This window comes from Roseibium sp. (assembly GCF_025698965.1).
Classification (GTDB): Bacteria; Pseudomonadota; Alphaproteobacteria; order Rhizobiales; family Stappiaceae; genus Roseibium.
The window spans coordinates 1-15,551 of record NZ_JAILWL010000002.1 but is presented as its reverse complement, the minus strand read 5'-3'; the positions used below and the strand labels follow the sequence as shown (position 1 = coordinate 15,551).

The following is a 15,551-nucleotide window of genomic DNA, read 5'->3' as shown; positions in this document are numbered from 1 at the left end:
CTATTGCCCAAGCCGTTCAAGCAAGGCGGGAATGTGAACCTGGTCGGCCTTGTAGTTGCCAGTCAGGCTGTACATGACGATATTAACGCCCGATCTGAAGGCGTAGTCCCGTTGAACAGGACTGTTCGGCACCGTCGGATACATGAATTCCCCGCTTTCGGAGATTGCCCAGGCGGCTGCAAAATCGTTGCCGGTGATCAGGATCGGGGAAACACCGTCGCCAGCGCGAACGGGCCGATCGCCACGGGCTGCAATTTCTTCAAGGCTCTCGACCCAGAGCGGACTGGTCGCATATCGGCCAGGAAACGAATCCAGCAGATAGAAGGCCTTGGTGAGGACGTGATCGGGTGGAACGGGCTCCAGCGGAGGAACATCCAGATCTTCGAGAATTTCCCGGAGCTTCAACGTTGCAGGCGTGGAGGCAAAGCTGTTGGCCGAGGCATTTATGTGATCCCTGGTGTCGAACAGGATGGTGCCGCCATTGCGCATGAAAGTATCAATGCGCGCAACGGTCTGATCACTTGGTTTGTCCGCCGCGGCATCGATTGGCCAGTAAAGCAGCGAGTAAAACGCCAGCTCATCCCGGGCAATGTCCACGGCAATCGGTGGTCCCGGTTCCAACGCCGTGCGCTCGGCGAGAAAGCGCGTCAGTCCCGAAAGACCGGCGGCGCTTGCATCGTCGATTTCAGGATTGCCGGTAAGCACATAGGCAAGCCGGGTTTCCAGCGCCGAGTCCAGAGCTTGCAGTTCATCGGATGTCGATTGCGCCAGCGCCAGGTCTGACCCTGTGACTGTCAACAGGCTCGCGGAGGCAAACAGGGCAAAAGCAATGCTTGCCGTTCTCCTACTCAATCCAATCCGGCTGAGACCTCCCGCCAGCAGGAAGACAGCAATGGCGTCAATCACCAGCAGCAGGAACGCGAGCGAGAAGAAGACAGAGCGCAGGTCAAGCGGATCTGATGCCGGATAGGCGGCCACCGAAACGGTGTCGCCGAGCGCTGTCAGATCCAGTGGCTGGATCTCGTCGTCTGCCTGCATCAGGTTCAGCGCTCGAAATCCGTCCTCTGTTCCATAAAGACCGGGCGGGGTCCTGCGGCTGGCCAATGATTCCCGGAAAACGGATGCGTTTACAGGCGTTACCTCCACGGGCGGTGGACCGAAGCGCCCGTAGCCGTCCAGCAATCGTAGGGGAGGAAGCACGCTTTGAGCGGACGTGCCATCGGCTGGTGTTTCCGAAGCGGCGGCGACATTCGACACAGACAGGATCCTGCGCAACATGTTCAGGAACACGCCCGAGAGCGGCAGATTGGACCAGGAGGAATCTGCCGTGACGTGAAACAAGACCACAGAGCCGGCCCCCATTGCCGCTGCGGTGACAAGGGGTGTTCCGTCTTCGAGCATAGCCCAGGTTCTGTCTGGAAGATCGGAGGTCGGCTCGGCAAGAACTTGCCGCGTGACCGTGACTTCCTTGGGTATGTTCAGACCGGCAAAGGGTGAATCTTCCGGAAAATCCGCCAGATGTTGCGGTTGTTTCCAGGAAAGCGAACCGCCCAGGGACCGATCACCTGCCCTCAGGCGAACTGGAATAAGTTCATCGCTGCCGCCAGCGGTTCGCGGTCCGGCAAACCGCAACAAGGTGCCACCGTTTTCAATCCACTCGCGCAATACCTCGCTCGTGGTGTCCGGCAGACGTCCGACATCGGCAAGGACCAGAACCGAGATACCCTGATCGATCAGGGCCGGAACGGCCACGTCGATATCATTGTCGCGGGGGCGACGGATGTCGGAGAAGGGAGCCAGCGCGCGTTCCAGGTAATAGACCGGAGACAGGAGCGGTTGATCCAGATCGCCGGACTGACCGGAAATCAGGCCAACGGTGCGACGCCGCCAGCTGTCGTCCACCAGCTGCACCGCACCGGCGGCCGCTTCACCTGCAATTTCGACCCGGGCGATATCGTTTCTGAGTTCGCTCGGCAGATCAAATCGGGCAACGGTTTCAGTGCTGGCGGGTTCGAACGAGGCCTGGACTTCGCCGAGAACCAGACCTTTCAGATCGAGGGCCTGAACAGTTGCGGTGCGAAGATTCTGGTCGGGGTGCCTGACAACGGTCAGCGATAGCGCCTCGGCATCATTCTTGAGGTCTTTCAGGCCCATGGGCGTATCGAGACCGGAAAGAACAGTGACAGGTGCATCGCCGGTGATCGCGGCAAGGTCGGTCAGAAAGGCACCCTTGGTATGGGTATTGTCCGAAAGCCAGACGACGGCGCCCGGCGGGTTTTCCTGTGCAGCCTTGCGCAGCCCGAGATTCAGTTCATTGCGTTGCGGTGGATATGGCCGAGGTTCCAGGGCGCGGAGTTTTTCCAGAGCACTTGCTGCTGCCTCGGGCATCAGGTTTTGTGCCGGGCCTTCTGCGGTTGCCGCAAACAAAACCGGACGTCCGGTCTGTTCAGCCGTGGTCAGAAGCTGTTCTGCGGTCCTGACCTGATCATCCCAAGCTTTTGCCGATGTCCAGCCGTTGTCGATCAGAATCCAGAGAATGCCTTCTCCGGTTTCCACCGGCTCTGCTGCACGCCAGATTGGACCTGCAAGGGCGATGATCAGGATTGCGGCAAGCAGCAGTCGTAACAGGGTCAGCCACCACGGGCTTCGCTGGGGAGTTTCCTCATGCTGATCGATGTCGAGCAGCAGACGGGTCGGCGGGAAGGCAATCTCGCGAGGGCGGGGAGGTGTCAGCCGCAATAGCCACCAGATTACCGGCAACAGTGCGAGTGCCGCCAGAATCCACGGAGCTGTAAACGTCAGGGGCAGGCCTGCAAACACGGGTCAGACGCCTCCTTTTTGCATGACATCCAACGCACCTGAAAGTGCACTATGCAGCACAAGCAGCGGTTCAGAAGCGGGACGGTCAGTATGATGCATAACATAGGTCCAGCCGGCTCTGCGAGCCATGTCCCGGATTTCTGCCCGATGTGCTTCCAGTTTGTTCTGATAATCTTCGCGCCAGTTCTCCGCCCGCCCGGTCGTCAGGCGAATGCCTTTTTCCGGATCGGTAAACTCGATACGACCGTCAAAGGGAAATGTCTCTTCAATAGGGTCCAGCACCTGAACCAGATGCCCCTTGGCTCCCGTCGCCGCGACTCGTGCGATCCAGGCCGCGATATCTTCGAGCGGATCGAGAAAGTCGGACACCAGTACAATATCCGCAAATCGTTTGACCGAAAGCGTGTCCGGCAAGGCAATCGGTCTGGAAAGATGGGCGAGTGCGTCCGCCAGCCTTTCGGCGGCGCGCCGATCGGAAAAAGGACGCGTCAGTCCGGGAAGGCCGATCCGTTCTCCGGTCTCCGCGAGCATGTCGGCAAGCGCCAGCATCAGGACGATGGACCGGTCGCGCTTGGTGACATCTGACAGACGGGAACGGAACACCATGGAAGAGGAAAGATCGGCCCAGAGCCATACAGTGTGGGCGGCTTCCCATTCGCGTTCACGGACATAAAGATGGTCGTCACGAGCGGACCGGCGCCAGTCAATGCGTTTTGCCGGTTCACCCATGTTGAACGGTCGGAATTGCCAGAAGCTTTCTCCAGGACCTGCCCGCCGGCGTCCATGCCAGCCGGCGATGATGGAACTTGCGACATGGCTCGCCTCGACCAAAAGGTCGGGCAACGCGTCTGCGACCGAACGTGCCTCACCGATCACATTCGGCCATGTGTCCTGATCAATGCCTGCCTTCGTGTTGCGGGGATCCATGTGGGCGTGGGCTCCAGAAAGAGAAACGGTTTGCTTCAGGCGATCGTCTCTTTCACCCGACGGATCACATCCCTGACCGTGTGGCCGTCCGCACGGGCGGCAAAGGTCAAAGCCATTCGGTGCTGTAGAACCGGTTCGGCCAGCGCCAGTACATCATCGATCGACGGTGCAAGGCGGCCATCGACCAACGCTCGTGCGCGAACTGTGAGCATCAGGGCCTGACTGGCGCGGGGTCCCGGACCCCAGGCAATCAAACTCGTAACGTCCGACCCTTCCGAGCCTTCTTCAGGTCTTGCGGACCGAACAAGTTTCAGGATCGATTCCACAACGGTCTCGCCTACAGGCATGCGCCGCACGAGTTGCTGATACTCCATCAGTTCTTCCGCGTTCATGGCGACCTGAGCTTCCGCCTGTTCGGCACCGGTTGTTTCCAAAAGGATGCGACGCTCTGCATCGAGATCGGGATAATGCACGTCGATCTGCATCAGGAAGCGGTCGAGCTGGGCTTCGGGAAGCGGGTAAGTGCCTTCCTGTTCAAGCGGATTCTGTGTCGCCAGGACATGGAACGGGCGTGGCAGATCGTGAGGATGACCGGCAACGGTCACGTGATATTCCTGCATCGCCTGCAGCAGAGCCGATTGAGTTCTGGGGCTGGCACGGTTGATTTCATCGGCCATCAGCAACTGGGAAAACACCGGTCCTGGAATAAAGCGGAAGGACCGACCTCCATCGGCACTTTGCTCCATGACCTCGGCCCCCAGAATATCGGAGGGCATCAGGTCTGGCGTGAACTGAATGCGGCGTGCATCCAGCCCCAGAACAGTTCCGAGCGTTTCGACAAGCTTGGTCTTTGCAAGCCCGGGAACCCCGACAAGAAGACCGTGACCACCGGCAAGGATGGTGACAAGCGACTGTTCAACAACGGTTTCCTGTCCGAAGATGATCCGTGCGATGTCGGCTTTCGCATCACTGATGCGGCTTACTGCGCGCTCCGCATTTTGCGCGACGGCAGCCATATCTTCTTCGGTTGGGCCTGTGGGGGAAACAACGCTCATGAATCACCTTTCCCTGATTTTTTGCTTTCCGCGTCAGGAGGTTGGCGGAGAGCTGTTGCACCGTGAACCTTGGTTGCTGCGACTCATGCAGTCTGACACCATATAAATTGCTAGATAAGGCGCAATTGTGCGCCATACAGTGGAAAGGTCCAAGATTCTTTCCATGGTTTGGGGATAAGGTCGAACTTGCGGGCGGTGCTCGCCTGCCGGTTACAAATGAGAAAAACACCGGATTGGTAAAAATCCGGGTGCTGGTGATGAACAGTTTGGAGTGAGTAGGTCTATGGCGGACGGACCCGTAAATATCGTCAAGACAATGCCGGATGGGCTCAAGGCATTGATGAGCCGGGCAGATGCTCAGGACAAGTCTTCCCCCCCCGTCGAGAAATGGAATCCGCCGTTTTGCGGGGATCTCGACATCCGGATAGCAAGAGACGGAACCTGGTATTACCTGGGCTCGCCGATTGGCAGGGAAGCGCTTGTCAAGCTGTTTGCCTCCGTGTTGCGCAAGGATGAAGACGGCAAACACTACCTAGTCACACCCGTCGAGAAAATCGGTATTACGGTCGACGATGCTCCGCTTCTGGCAGTTGAGATGGCGGTCGAAGACGCTGGCGAAAAACAGGTTCTGACGGTCAGGACAAATCTCGGTGATCTGGTTGCCATTGGTGCGGAACACCCGCTCCGTTTCGAAAAAGAACCGGACAGCGGCGGTCTGAAACCCTATGTTCACATCAGGGGTAGGCTGGAAGCCCTGTTCACACGAGCGCTGATGTATCAGCTGGCCGACATGATTGCCGAGCACAAGGATGAAGACGGTTCCCGGATGGGGATCTGGAGCGGAGGAACCTATTTTCCGATTGATCCGGATTTGCTGTCGCCACCCGAATAACTATTTGAGTACATGAACAGAACGAACTCGAACGGCCAGGTTGAATGACCGCATCTTTAGTGACAGACACAGGCTCCGGCACGCTTTCCGGTGAAGACTGGGCAAAGAGATTGCACGCGCGCCTTGCTGAAAATGCTCGGCAAAATGCAAAACGCGACACCGGTGACCATGTACTGAACCCCGATCTCGGTCCTTATGCCAAGTGGGACGGACCACCGCGGGATGCAGCCGTGCTGATCGGTATTCTGGAGCGGGAACAAGGACCGAGCGTGGTTCTCACGCAGCGGACCGGGCATCTGAAATCTCACGCCGGGCAAGTTGCGTTTCCGGGTGGAAAGATTGATCCGACTGACAACGGACCGGTTGAGGCCGCGCTCAGAGAAGCTGAAGAAGAGATCGGTTTGCCGCCAAAGGTCGTTGAACCGCTGGGAAATCTGGCGCCCTATCTGACCGGATCCGGCTACAGGGTGGTTCCAATTGTTGCGGCGATCCGGGAAGTCACGCCCTTTCAGCCAAATCCGGACGAGGTCGAGGACGTTTTTGAAGTTCCGCTGACATTCCTGATGAACCCGGTCAATCATCAAAAGCAAAGCCGGGTCTGGCAAGGCAAGCAACGCTACTTTTATGCAATGCCTTTCGGTGAACGTTATATCTGGGGTGTTACCGCCGGTATCATCCGATCCCTCTATGAGACGGTGTATCGCTGATGCTTCGTGTTGTTCTGACACATCTCGTTTTGTTCCTGATGCCTTTTTTCTGCTACGCGCTGTGGCTGTGGCTGACGAAAAGAAGCAAACATCCGGATCGCTGGGCCAAGGGACCCTTGGCTGGTTTTTGTGATTTCGGGTTTCTTTGTCATGGCCACGGTTAACCGGGGACCTGAAGGGACCGACTACAAGCCATCGGTAATGCGTGATGGCGTTTTCGTGCCGGGCCGGTTTGAATAGTGCGATGACTGTCAATGTTGACGATATACTCCGGCGGGCCGACTGGCTGAATGCTCCTGGCATCCAGGATGTGTTCTCCGCTATCGAGCAGGATGGTGACCAGGCTCGTGTGGTTGGTGGGGCCGTTCGCAATACGCTTCTAGGCCATCCGGTTCCGGACGTTGATATTGCAACATCAGCGCGGCCTGAAGACGTCATGCAGCGTGCAGCGCAGGCTGGACTTAAGCCCGTTGGAACAGGCCTTGAACATGGCACGATAACGGTTATCAGCAGCGGTTTTCCCTATGAGGTCACTACATTACGGGAAGACGTGGAAACGTTCGGGCGGCAGGCAAGGGTTGTTTTCGGCAAGGACTGGGTCAAGGATGCGGAGCGTCGTGATTTCACGATGAATGCGCTTTATGTCGACCGGCATGGCGGCCTGCATGATCCGCTTGGCGGCCTCGGGGACTGTCTGGAAGGCAGGGTGCGTTTCATCGGCGATCCGGATACGCGGATCAAGGAAGATTATCTGCGCATCTTGCGGTTCTTTCGCATCTACGCTGCTTATGGCCGCGGTGAGCTGGATGCGGGAGGACTGAGCGCCTGCCTGCGTCAACGCGACGGACTGAGGCGTTTATCCGCGGAACGTATCGGCCACGAAATGCGGCGGTTGTTGCGAGCGCCGCTGGCTGCGACGGCGCTTCGGCTGATGAATGATTGCGGATTGTGGGAAATCGCAACGGGTGGCCTGGCACGCATTGATGATTTTGACGCCCTGCGCACGATGAAAGATGTTGCCCCCGAGGCAGGGGATCACGAGGTCGGTCTTGTGGTTCTGGCCGGTTTTGTGCGCGAAGACCTTGAGAGGATCTGCGACCGTTTCCGTCTGTCGAATGCCGAACGCAAACGCATGAGGACAGCCTGGGCAGTTACCAAACGGCTCAAACAATCAAACGAAATGCCGCAAGCGTCTTCGCTGGTCTACGAATACGGCAAACAGGGTGCGATCGACGGTCTGCCCTGTGGGCGCGCAGGACGGCACAGGAACGGGTGGACGATGATGCATTCAGAGCCCTGTTGTCGGAAATAAGGCCGCTGACTGTTCCGGAATTTCCGCTGAAGGGGGCGGATTTGATTGCAGCAGGCCATAGGCCAGGAAGGGCGCTGGGAGATCTTCTCAAGACATTGGAAGATGATTGGTGCGAAAGCGGGTTCTCACTCAGCAAAAAAGATCTGATCCTTAAAGCCAGTAAGATGTTTTAGCGTTTTTTTAAATGAAATAGTCCCAAATGTGAGGATGTATTTCGTTTGAAGAAATTCAATGGCTGATTGTTTCTCCTTCAACTGGAGAATTTGTACGAGGCTTGGATGGAAATTGTTCTGATTTCGGATGGACCGCTTCCTCTCGACTCTCCGGTTAGAAAGCTGCCCTTCTTCTTTCCGGCGCGTTTGATCGATATGTCGAAAGTGTCTGCTGAAACCGTCGGCGATGGCAAAGTTGCAGTTATCGAGCTGTTGGATGCGACGGATGTGGGATTGAAGGCGCTCAAGGCATCCTGGGAGAGTATTGCCGAGATACCGGTTATTTGTCTGGTTTCGCAAAAGAACCGCAAGGAAGTTATCCAGGCCGGCGCGCTGGGCAAGACGGAGACGCTGGAGCGCGACGCCCCCTTCGCTCTGTTGCTTCGAAGAACCAAGACACTGTTGAAAGCGGATGTTTGCAAGGTTCTGCCGGAAAACACTCCTTCACGCACTGTCGAAGCCTACAAATCGAGCAACGCCTTTCTGGAGAGCCTGTGTCTTTCCTCTGCCGAAGGTTCGAAAATCCGTGTCACACTGATGAACGAGAGTGCGGAGGAAATGTTCGCGGCTCTTTCAAGCGATGGTTGGGCAGCCTGGCTTGGCGCTGTGCAGACCCATCACAGCGGCACCTATAGTCACACTCTGCGGGTTGCGGGGCTTGCAGGAATGCTTGCCAGGCATTTGGGCTGGAGCGATACGGTTTGCAAGGAAATCATCGCCGGTGGCCTGGTTCATGATATCGGCAAAATGCGCATTCCGCTGTCCATTCTCGACAAGACCGGCAAGCTGACGAAGGACGAGCGGGTGTTGATCAAGAGGCATCCGATGTTCGGAAGAGACATGTTGAAGTCGCGGCTGGAAGTGTCCGTCGACATCAAGAGAATGGCGATCCAGCACCATGAATATCTGGACGGATCCGGATATCCCGACGGGTTGGCAGGTGACAGGATTTCGCCGAAGGTCCGGTTGATCACGGTGTGTGACATCTTCACCGCGCTGACGGAGGAACGACCCTACAAGGAAACATTTCCGGCACGTACAGCTCTGACCATGCTGAAAGACATGGGCCCGAAACTGGATCAGAAGATGGTCGCTCAGTTGGGAAGTATGCTGTTCGGCCAACAGCTCGGGGCTGTCAGCCGTCTTTCTGCGCAGTCGAAGGGGAACGCGGCCGCTTAGTGCGGATTTACGGCCACTTCACCACAGGTGGCATGGATGACAGGATGGAGGAAACGTTGCCGCCTGTCTTCAGGCCGAAAATCGTGCCGCGATCGTAAAGCAGATTGTATTCCACGTATCTGCCCCGGCGGACCAGTTGTTCCTCGCGCTCGTTTTCGGACCAGGGTTTTTCGAAATTCCGTCGAACGAGCTCCGGATAGACGTTCAAAAACGCCAATCCGACATCCTTGGTGAAGGCAAGGTCCGCGTCCCAGTCGCCGCTGTTGAGATAGTCATAGAATATGCCGCCGATCCCGCGCGCTTCATTCCGGTGCTTCAGGAAAAAATACTCGTCGCACCAGGCTTTGTAGGCGTCATAGTCAGCAACGTCATGAGGCTCACAGGCTGCGCGCATTGCATCATGAAAGGCAACCGTGTCCGGATCTTCCTGGGTTCGCCGAGCGTCAAGCACCGGCGTCAGGTCAGCACCTCCGCCAAACCACTGCCGGGTTGTCACAACCATGCGTGTGTTCATATGCACGGCCGGAACATGCGGATTGTGCATATGGGCAATCAGGCTGATGCCGGACGCCCAAAACCGCGGATCTTCGTTGGCTCCCGGGATCTGGCCACGAAATTCGGGTGAGAATTCGCCATGGACGGTGGAGATATGCACACCGACCTTTTCGAAGACCCGGCCATGCATCATCGACATCACACCGCCGCCGCCTTTTGCGCCCGTGCTGTCGGTCCGCTCCCATGGCGTGCGCTCAAACCGGCCGGCCGGCAGGTTCGCATTCGGGCCTTTATGCGCTCCGATTTCGTCTTCCAGATCTTCAAAGGCCTGGCAGATACGGTCGCGCAACTCCCTGAACCAGACGGAAGCAAGCTGTTTCTTGTCTTCGATGCCCTCGGGAATCGGACCGCCGCGCTTTTCCGGTGAAGGTGCATTCATGACTTTGGCCTTGGGTTCTCTGTCGGGCGTCTCAGGATGGAGAGGGCCGAATGTTTGCTCTAGTTGGGGCTTTTAGGAAATGTGCCTGTTTGCCGCAAGGCTTCTCCCAGGGCCATTCCGGCGGATACTGCAACGTTGATTGACCTCATTCCTTCCATCATCGGAATGGTCAGGCGCGCATCCGCCAGCTCATGAATATCCTGTGGCACACCAGTACTTTCGCGACCCATGAACAGGATGTCATCGGTCTGATATGCATGATCGGTATAGGCATTCGTGGATTTGGTCGTCAGCAATACAAGGCGCCGTTTTTGTTCCTGCCGCCAGATTTCGAATTCCGGAAAGGATGTGTGACGTCTCATTGCCGCGCGTTCAAGATAATCCATACCGGCGCGTTTGAGGGCGCTGTCTGAAATGGGAAAGCCTGCAGGTTCGATCAGATGCACAGTGACGCCAAGGCAAGCGGCAAGGCGCAGTATTGTGCCGGTGTTTTGCGGGATGTCTGGTTGATAAAGGGCAAGGTCTGGCATGGTCGAACGCAATGGTGATTATTTGACCGCGGACATAGCAGCTGCTCCGGCATTTGTCATATCGGTGTAACACCTGCAAAATTCAATTTGTCCGGGCCAAATGCCCGGCATGCGCGTAGGATGTGAGTCAGAATCATTTCCGTCCTTTTGCATCGGTTGCCTGATTTCCATCTCCCGGTGGCCCGAATTGGGCAATTACTCTTTGCTTCCGTCTCTACTGGAGTTGCAACGTGTCGCCGCTGTTCCGTCTGTTTGAGTCCTGGATCAACCCATTCAGAACGCCTCCTCAAAAAGACATGCCTCATGGCGGGCTTGCCTTTCTTCTCTACTTTGTCAGTCAGGTCCGCTGGCCTTTCGTCGTGATGCTCCTTCTTGGAGGGGCCGCCGCATTCATTGAAGTTTCGATCGCGAATTTTCTGGGCAACATCGTCGATCTTCTGCAATCGGGGGACCAGGCTACGTTCTTTCAGGACCACGTTTGGTATCTGTTGGGAATGGCGTTTGTCATTCTCGTGCTTCGGACAGTGGTCCTCGCTCTGATGGCTTTGACGGAAGAACAGGCTATCGTTCCCGGTTTTTTCAATCTTGTGCGCTGGCAAGGGCACCAGCGCGTGATGAAGCAGAGCCTTTCCTATTTTCACGACGACCTGGCGGGGCGCTTGTCGCAGAAAGTCATGCAATCGGGGCTGTCCGCCGGCGATTTCATGAGCAACCTTCTTCAGGTTGCCTGGTTCATTGTGGTTTATGCCGCGGCAACTCTCGTACTGGTAGCCCAGTTGGACATGAGACTTGGGGCCGTTGTTGCGCTGTGGCTGCTCATGTTCGGCATCACTGCCTGGATCTATGTCCCGAAGGTTCGCAATGCCTCCAAGTCCGTTGCACATTCCTACTCCGGAGTGACGGGGCGCCTTGTCGATACCTATACCAACATCCAGTCTGTCAAACTGTTCGGATCTGCCTTTGAAGAAAACCGGGGGGCGAAAACCGCCTTTCAGAATTTCATCGGGCAGTTGCAGGTCTTTACGCGACTGCTCTCCTCCATTCGCATCATCATGAACCTGATCAATGGCGTGATGATCGTGGCAATATCGGCGGTTGCGTTGAAGATCTGGCAGGACGGTGGCATCAGTACCGGTCATGTCGCGTTCACAATGAGTGTGGTCCTGAGGCTGAATATTCTTCTGAACCGTCTTTTCATGCAGCTGAACGGTCTTTTCCGGAACTTCGGTTCGATGCAGGACAGCATGGAAACAATCGTCAAACCGATTGACCTGTCAGATGCTCCGGCCGCGAGGGATCTCGTGGTATCGAACGGGGCTGTAAATTTCGAAAACATACGGTTTCACTACGGCAAGGAAGGGGGTGTGATCGACCACCTGAATCTTGCGATCCAGCCTGGTGAACGGGTCGGACTTGTCGGCCCGTCTGGGGCAGGCAAAACAACGCTGCTGAGCCTGCTGTTGCGGTTTTTCGATGTAGAGTCAGGCCGCATTCTGATTGATGGACAAAACGTGCGCGATGTCACCCAGGAATCGCTACGTCGGGCAATTGGAATGGTGACGCAGGATACATCCCTTCTGCACCGGTCAATCCGGGAAAACATTCTCTATGGACGCACGTCCGCGAACGAGGAAGAACTTGTTGAAGCGACCCGCAAGGCTCACGCATATGAGTTTATTCAGGAACTGGAAGACAAAAGGGGCCGGATGGGTTTCGACGCTTTTGTCGGTGAGCGTGGGGTCAAGTTGTCAGGTGGGCAGCGTCAACGGATTGCAATCGCGCGGGTTCTTTTAAAAAACGCGCCGATCCTCGTATTGGACGAGGCAACATCTGCGCTGGATTCAGAAGTTGAAGCCGCTATCCAGGAAAACCTGCAGGGATTGATGTCAGGCAAAACCGTGATTGCGATTGCGCATCGCCTGTCGACGATTGCAGCCATGGACCGGTTGATCGTCATGGACAAGGGCAGAATAGTTCAGCAGGGCACACATGAAGCCCTGTTGCTGGATGAAAATGGTCTTTACGCCCAACTCTGGCACCGACAATCGGGAGGTTTTTTGACACCGGAGACCGTTTTGACCTGATCCGCCGGGAAATCGGGGGCGTAGATAAATGGTGTTTTTACCGAGGGTCCAATGATTCAGCTTGCTGCTGCCTATTTCTTTACCGCTTTGGTGTTCCTGGCCATCGATTATGTCTGGTTGTCCCAGGTGGCAACCAGATTTTATTTTGACCGGATCGGGCACCTTTTGATGGACAAGCCGAACATGGCGGCGGCCGGGGCTTTCTATATAATCTATATCGTCGGGATCGTTTTCTTTGCCGTAGCACCGGCTCTGAAGGCGGAAAGCTTCGCTATTGCGGTTATCTATGGAGCGATGTTTGGTTTCTTCACCTATGCCACCTACGATGTTACCAATTTCGCGACATTGAAGAACTGGCCTGTCATCGTCACGGTTGTCGATGTTGCCTGGGGGACATCACTGTCCGCGGTTTCCGCAGGTTCCGGCTATGTCTTCACGCGTCTGGTTTCCTAGGCCACATCCATTGAATCGGCTGACGCCAATACGCAAAAAAACATATCCGAGAAATTCTAAGTCCCGTTGTTACTGATTGTTTACGTGCCGGGCGATAGGTTTTGCCCAACTCAGTAGAAAATCAGGTTCCAGCAACCGGCAGATGCTGAGATGCGGAATGATACTCGGGGTATTAGCGTGACTCTTTCAATCAAGGGCAGGTTCGTTGCCATGGTCCTCACCGCCGCTGTCATCATGATGGCGGGGACTGCATTTGCATTCTACACCTTCCGCCAGGCCTTCATGGAGAAGATTGGAACGCCCGAGGGCGCACAGCAGTTTCTGAACGGAGATGTTGCCGGCAAGATCGACGGCCTTATTCTGGATCAGATGATCACGATCGGGATGGTCGTTTCTCCGGTCGGCTTGGTTTTCCTTGGACTTGCAGTTGTTCTGGCCCTCGGAATCGCGCGCCCGCTGGCGCGGCTTCAGAACGGGTTGGACCGGTTGTCGGACGGGGATCTCGATATTCATATCGAAGGAGACGAGCGAAGCGATGAAATCGGCGCCATCGCGCGGTCGGTTACCTCGTTCCGCGAAAACCTGGCGGAAAAAGCAAAGGCACAGGCACAGAAGGATCTGGTGCACCAACAGGCTCTTGATGAGGAACGCAAGGCCTTGATGCAGGATGTTGCGGACGATTTTGAAAAATCCGTCATCGGCGTTGTTTCCGCATTGTCCAATGCCGCCGGAAGCGTGGAAAGCAATTCCGGTCAACTCAATCATGCCATGAGGTCTTCGCTTCATGCTGTGCAGGAAGTGCATCAGGCAACCGACGAGGCCAATCATTCGGTCGGCATCGTCACGACCTCAGCCGAGAATTTGTCCCAGTCGCTGATCCGTGTGCGTGAAGATGTCGATCAAGCCGCAAACATTGCGAGTGCGGCAGTGGAAGAAGCCCGAAAGACGGACGAGGTTGTGGGCCGCCTGTCCGATACCGGCCGAGCGATCGGCGAAATCGTTGAACTGATCAGCCAGATCGCCAGCCAGACCAATCTGCTTGCGCTGAATGCGACAATCGAGGCAGCGCGTGCCGGCGACGCGGGACGTGGCTTTGCGGTGGTTGCGAACGAGGTCAAGGCGCTGGCTGAACAGACCACGAAGGCAACGGATGATATTTCGGCTCAAGTGGCATCTGTGCAGGATGTTGCTGAACAGTCAGAAACAGCCATTCGCTCCATAGCGGAAACGATTGGCAAAGTGAGTGAGATTTCGGGCAAAATCCGTGAAGCCGTTGAAGAGCAGGCCACCGCGACACAGGAAATCAGCAGCAATGCCCTGACTGCGCGTTCCAGCTCCGAACAGGTCGGCAGCAATGTCAACACGCTGAGCGACGTTATGGAGACCAGCCGGTCGGCGACTGATGAAATGCAGCAGGCATCGGCAGAGCTGGGCGAACTTTCAAACAGCCTGCAATCCCAGGTCAGTCAATTCCTTCAAAGTGTCAGGGCGGCCTGAACCAATCCGACGGTTTGCAAACCGATTTTGAAACAGCCGGTGTTTCACCGGCTGTTTGCGTTTGTGAAAGCTCGTCGCGGGTTGCTTGTAAATTTGGATTTCGCTCAAGACCGAAACACTGCAAACAGCGATGTGCGAAGTGCAGAAAGTTCAAGCAGATCGGATTTGTCCGCGGGAATGGCATGACCCAATTTCTTGGGTTGCCAAATCAACACGTAAAACCGACGGCTGTGTCCGATCGGCAACAGTGCAAAGATTCATATCCCGATTTTTCACATTCGCTCTTTTCAAACGAGCCGAAAGCGGTTACCAACGCAACCAGTCACCTTGCCAAAGTTGACTTTACTTTATCCCCAGCGGCCGCCCGGCTGCGCAACCAGGAGGGCTTTACATGACTAATCATCGCTTGATGCTTCCATTTGTAACCCCCGCAGGTTGCTACAAGGTTTCTGAACGCCTCCGTTAGGAGGCTCAGCCCTTCTTCAAAATCCAGTTTCTTGCGGTGACAGGCTTAAGCCGTCCCATCCGTGCTGCACGCGTGTCTTTGCGTGTCTGCCGTCACCAACGACCCAATCTCGTTTCGGAGACTTTCCGATGTTGTTTCATTTGCCGCCGGGCGTGTCTGGATTGCCAGACCGTTCGGATTTCGAAGTGTCCGTTCCAGAAGAACCGGACCCGGGACTGTTCCGTCGTATTGGTCGGAAATTCGTCACGGCGGGTTTGTTTCTGGGAGCCACTTTTTTGGTTGCCGTGGTCTTCTTTATCCCGGTGCTCATCTTTAATGTAAGCCGGATTGAAGCTCTCGAAATTGCAGGCGAACATATGTCTGTTTCGCTTTTCGCAGAGCAACTTGGTGCGCTTTTCTGGGGCACCGCAGTCCTGGCTCTGGCCTTCACCAGCTTTGTCGTAAACGTGCTTTTTTATGCAGTTGGTGCCCAAATACGCCCCA

Annotated in this window: 14 protein-coding genes; 9 read left to right on the top strand and 5 right to left on the bottom strand. The window is 56.0% G+C overall.

The annotated features are described in order from the left end of the window. Genes K5905_RS00335 through K5905_RS00325 form a run of 3 tightly spaced genes read right to left on the bottom strand, consistent with a single transcriptional unit; the run spans position 1 to position 4,802 of the window. A complete protein-coding gene (locus K5905_RS00335) occupies positions 1 to 2,820 on the bottom strand; it encodes a DUF4159 domain-containing protein (RefSeq protein WP_297578813.1) in 2,820 nt (939 codons plus the stop codon). A 3-nt stretch (positions 2,821 to 2,823) separates the two neighbouring features. Continuing rightward, entirely contained in the window at positions 2,824 to 3,747 is a 924-nt protein-coding gene (locus tag K5905_RS00330) for a DUF58 domain-containing protein (RefSeq protein WP_297578810.1), read from the bottom strand. Positions 3,748 to 3,782: 35 nt separating this feature from the next. Continuing rightward, complete coding sequence (locus tag K5905_RS00325) at positions 3,783 to 4,802, bottom strand: MoxR family ATPase (RefSeq protein WP_297578807.1); 1,020 nt, start codon at positions 4,800 to 4,802, stop codon at positions 3,783 to 3,785. Positions 4,803 to 5,085: 283 nt separating this feature from the next. Between K5905_RS00325 and K5905_RS00320 the strand changes: the two genes are divergently transcribed. The 5 genes from K5905_RS00320 (at position 5,086) to K5905_RS00305 (ending at position 9,104) form a co-directional block, all read left to right on the top strand. Further along, positions 5,086 to 5,694, top strand: a complete 609-nt coding sequence (locus K5905_RS00320) for a DUF1285 domain-containing protein (RefSeq protein ID WP_297578805.1) — start codon at positions 5,086 to 5,088, stop codon at positions 5,692 to 5,694. A 44-nt stretch (positions 5,695 to 5,738) separates the two neighbouring features. Continuing rightward, entirely contained in the window at positions 5,739 to 6,401 is a 663-nt protein-coding gene (locus K5905_RS00315) for a CoA pyrophosphatase (protein WP_297578802.1), read from the top strand. Further along, the gene (locus K5905_RS31535) at positions 6,401 to 6,565 is read left to right on the top strand and encodes a DUF6111 family protein (RefSeq protein ID WP_367186862.1); all 165 of its coding nucleotides are present in this window, start codon (positions 6,401 to 6,403) and stop codon (positions 6,563 to 6,565) included. The genes K5905_RS00315 and K5905_RS31535 overlap by 1 nt, the downstream gene beginning before the upstream one ends. Positions 6,566 to 6,645: 80 nt before the next feature. Beyond that, positions 6,646 to 7,713, top strand: coding sequence for a CCA tRNA nucleotidyltransferase (locus K5905_RS00310; protein WP_297578799.1), 1,068 nt, complete (start codon positions 6,646 to 6,648; stop codon positions 7,711 to 7,713). Positions 7,714 to 7,991: 278 nt separating this feature from the next. Next, positions 7,992 to 9,104: an HD-GYP domain-containing protein gene (locus tag K5905_RS00305; RefSeq protein WP_297578796.1), complete on the top strand. Its 1,113-nt coding sequence runs from the start codon at positions 7,992 to 7,994 to the stop codon at positions 9,102 to 9,104. A 7-nt stretch (positions 9,105 to 9,111) separates the two neighbouring features. Here K5905_RS00305 and hemF read toward each other — a convergent pair whose 3' ends face one another. Continuing rightward, positions 9,112 to 10,038, bottom strand: a complete 927-nt coding sequence (gene hemF, locus K5905_RS00300; protein ID WP_297578793.1) for an oxygen-dependent coproporphyrinogen oxidase — start codon at positions 10,036 to 10,038, stop codon at positions 9,112 to 9,114. Between the two features lie 59 nt (positions 10,039 to 10,097). After that, positions 10,098 to 10,568, bottom strand: a complete 471-nt coding sequence (locus tag K5905_RS00295; RefSeq protein ID WP_297578790.1) for a tRNA (cytidine(34)-2'-O)-methyltransferase — start codon at positions 10,566 to 10,568, stop codon at positions 10,098 to 10,100. A 230-nt stretch (positions 10,569 to 10,798) separates the two neighbouring features. Here K5905_RS00295 and K5905_RS00290 point away from each other — a divergent pair, with 230 nt between their 5' ends. The 4 genes from K5905_RS00290 to K5905_RS00275 form a co-directional block, all read left to right on the top strand. Further along, positions 10,799 to 12,652 carry an ABC transporter ATP-binding protein gene (locus K5905_RS00290; protein ID WP_297578787.1) on the top strand — a complete coding sequence of 618 codons (1,854 nt, stop codon included), beginning with the start codon at positions 10,799 to 10,801 and terminating at the stop codon, positions 12,650 to 12,652. A gap of 51 nt (positions 12,653 to 12,703) precedes the next feature. Continuing rightward, a complete protein-coding gene (locus tag K5905_RS00285; RefSeq protein ID WP_297578784.1) occupies positions 12,704 to 13,105 on the top strand; it encodes a DUF2177 family protein in 402 nt (133 codons plus the stop codon). A 177-nt stretch (positions 13,106 to 13,282) separates the two neighbouring features. Then, positions 13,283 to 14,602, top strand: a complete 1,320-nt coding sequence (locus K5905_RS00280; RefSeq protein ID WP_297578781.1) for a methyl-accepting chemotaxis protein — start codon at positions 13,283 to 13,285, stop codon at positions 14,600 to 14,602. Positions 14,603 to 15,196: 594 nt separating this feature from the next. Beyond that, on the top strand, positions 15,197 to 15,551 hold a 355-nt coding region (locus tag K5905_RS00275), incomplete at its 3' end, for a hypothetical protein (RefSeq protein WP_297578778.1).

Coding starts and splice junctions, on each gene's coding strand:
- K5905_RS00320 (WP_297578805.1), top strand. CDS start 5,086: ATGGCGGACGGACCCGTAAATATCGTCAAGACAATGCCGGATGGGCTC.
- K5905_RS00305 (WP_297578796.1), top strand. CDS start 7,992: ATGGAAATTGTTCTGATTTCGGATGGACCGCTTCCTCTCGACTCTCCG.
- K5905_RS00310 (WP_297578799.1), top strand. CDS start 6,646: ATGACTGTCAATGTTGACGATATACTCCGGCGGGCCGACTGGCTGAAT.
- K5905_RS00330 (WP_297578810.1), bottom strand. CDS start 3,747: ATGGATCCCCGCAACACGAAGGCAGGCATTGATCAGGACACATGGCCG.
- K5905_RS00285 (WP_297578784.1), top strand. CDS start 12,704: ATGATTCAGCTTGCTGCTGCCTATTTCTTTACCGCTTTGGTGTTCCTG.
- K5905_RS00295 (WP_297578790.1), bottom strand. CDS start 10,568: ATGCCAGACCTTGCCCTTTATCAACCAGACATCCCGCAAAACACCGGC.
- K5905_RS00325 (WP_297578807.1), bottom strand. CDS start 4,802: ATGAGCGTTGTTTCCCCCACAGGCCCAACCGAAGAAGATATGGCTGCC.
- K5905_RS00315 (WP_297578802.1), top strand. CDS start 5,739: ATGACCGCATCTTTAGTGACAGACACAGGCTCCGGCACGCTTTCCGGT.
- K5905_RS31535 (WP_367186862.1), top strand. CDS start 6,401: ATGCTTCGTGTTGTTCTGACACATCTCGTTTTGTTCCTGATGCCTTTT.
- hemF (WP_297578793.1), bottom strand. CDS start 10,038: ATGAATGCACCTTCACCGGAAAAGCGCGGCGGTCCGATTCCCGAGGGC.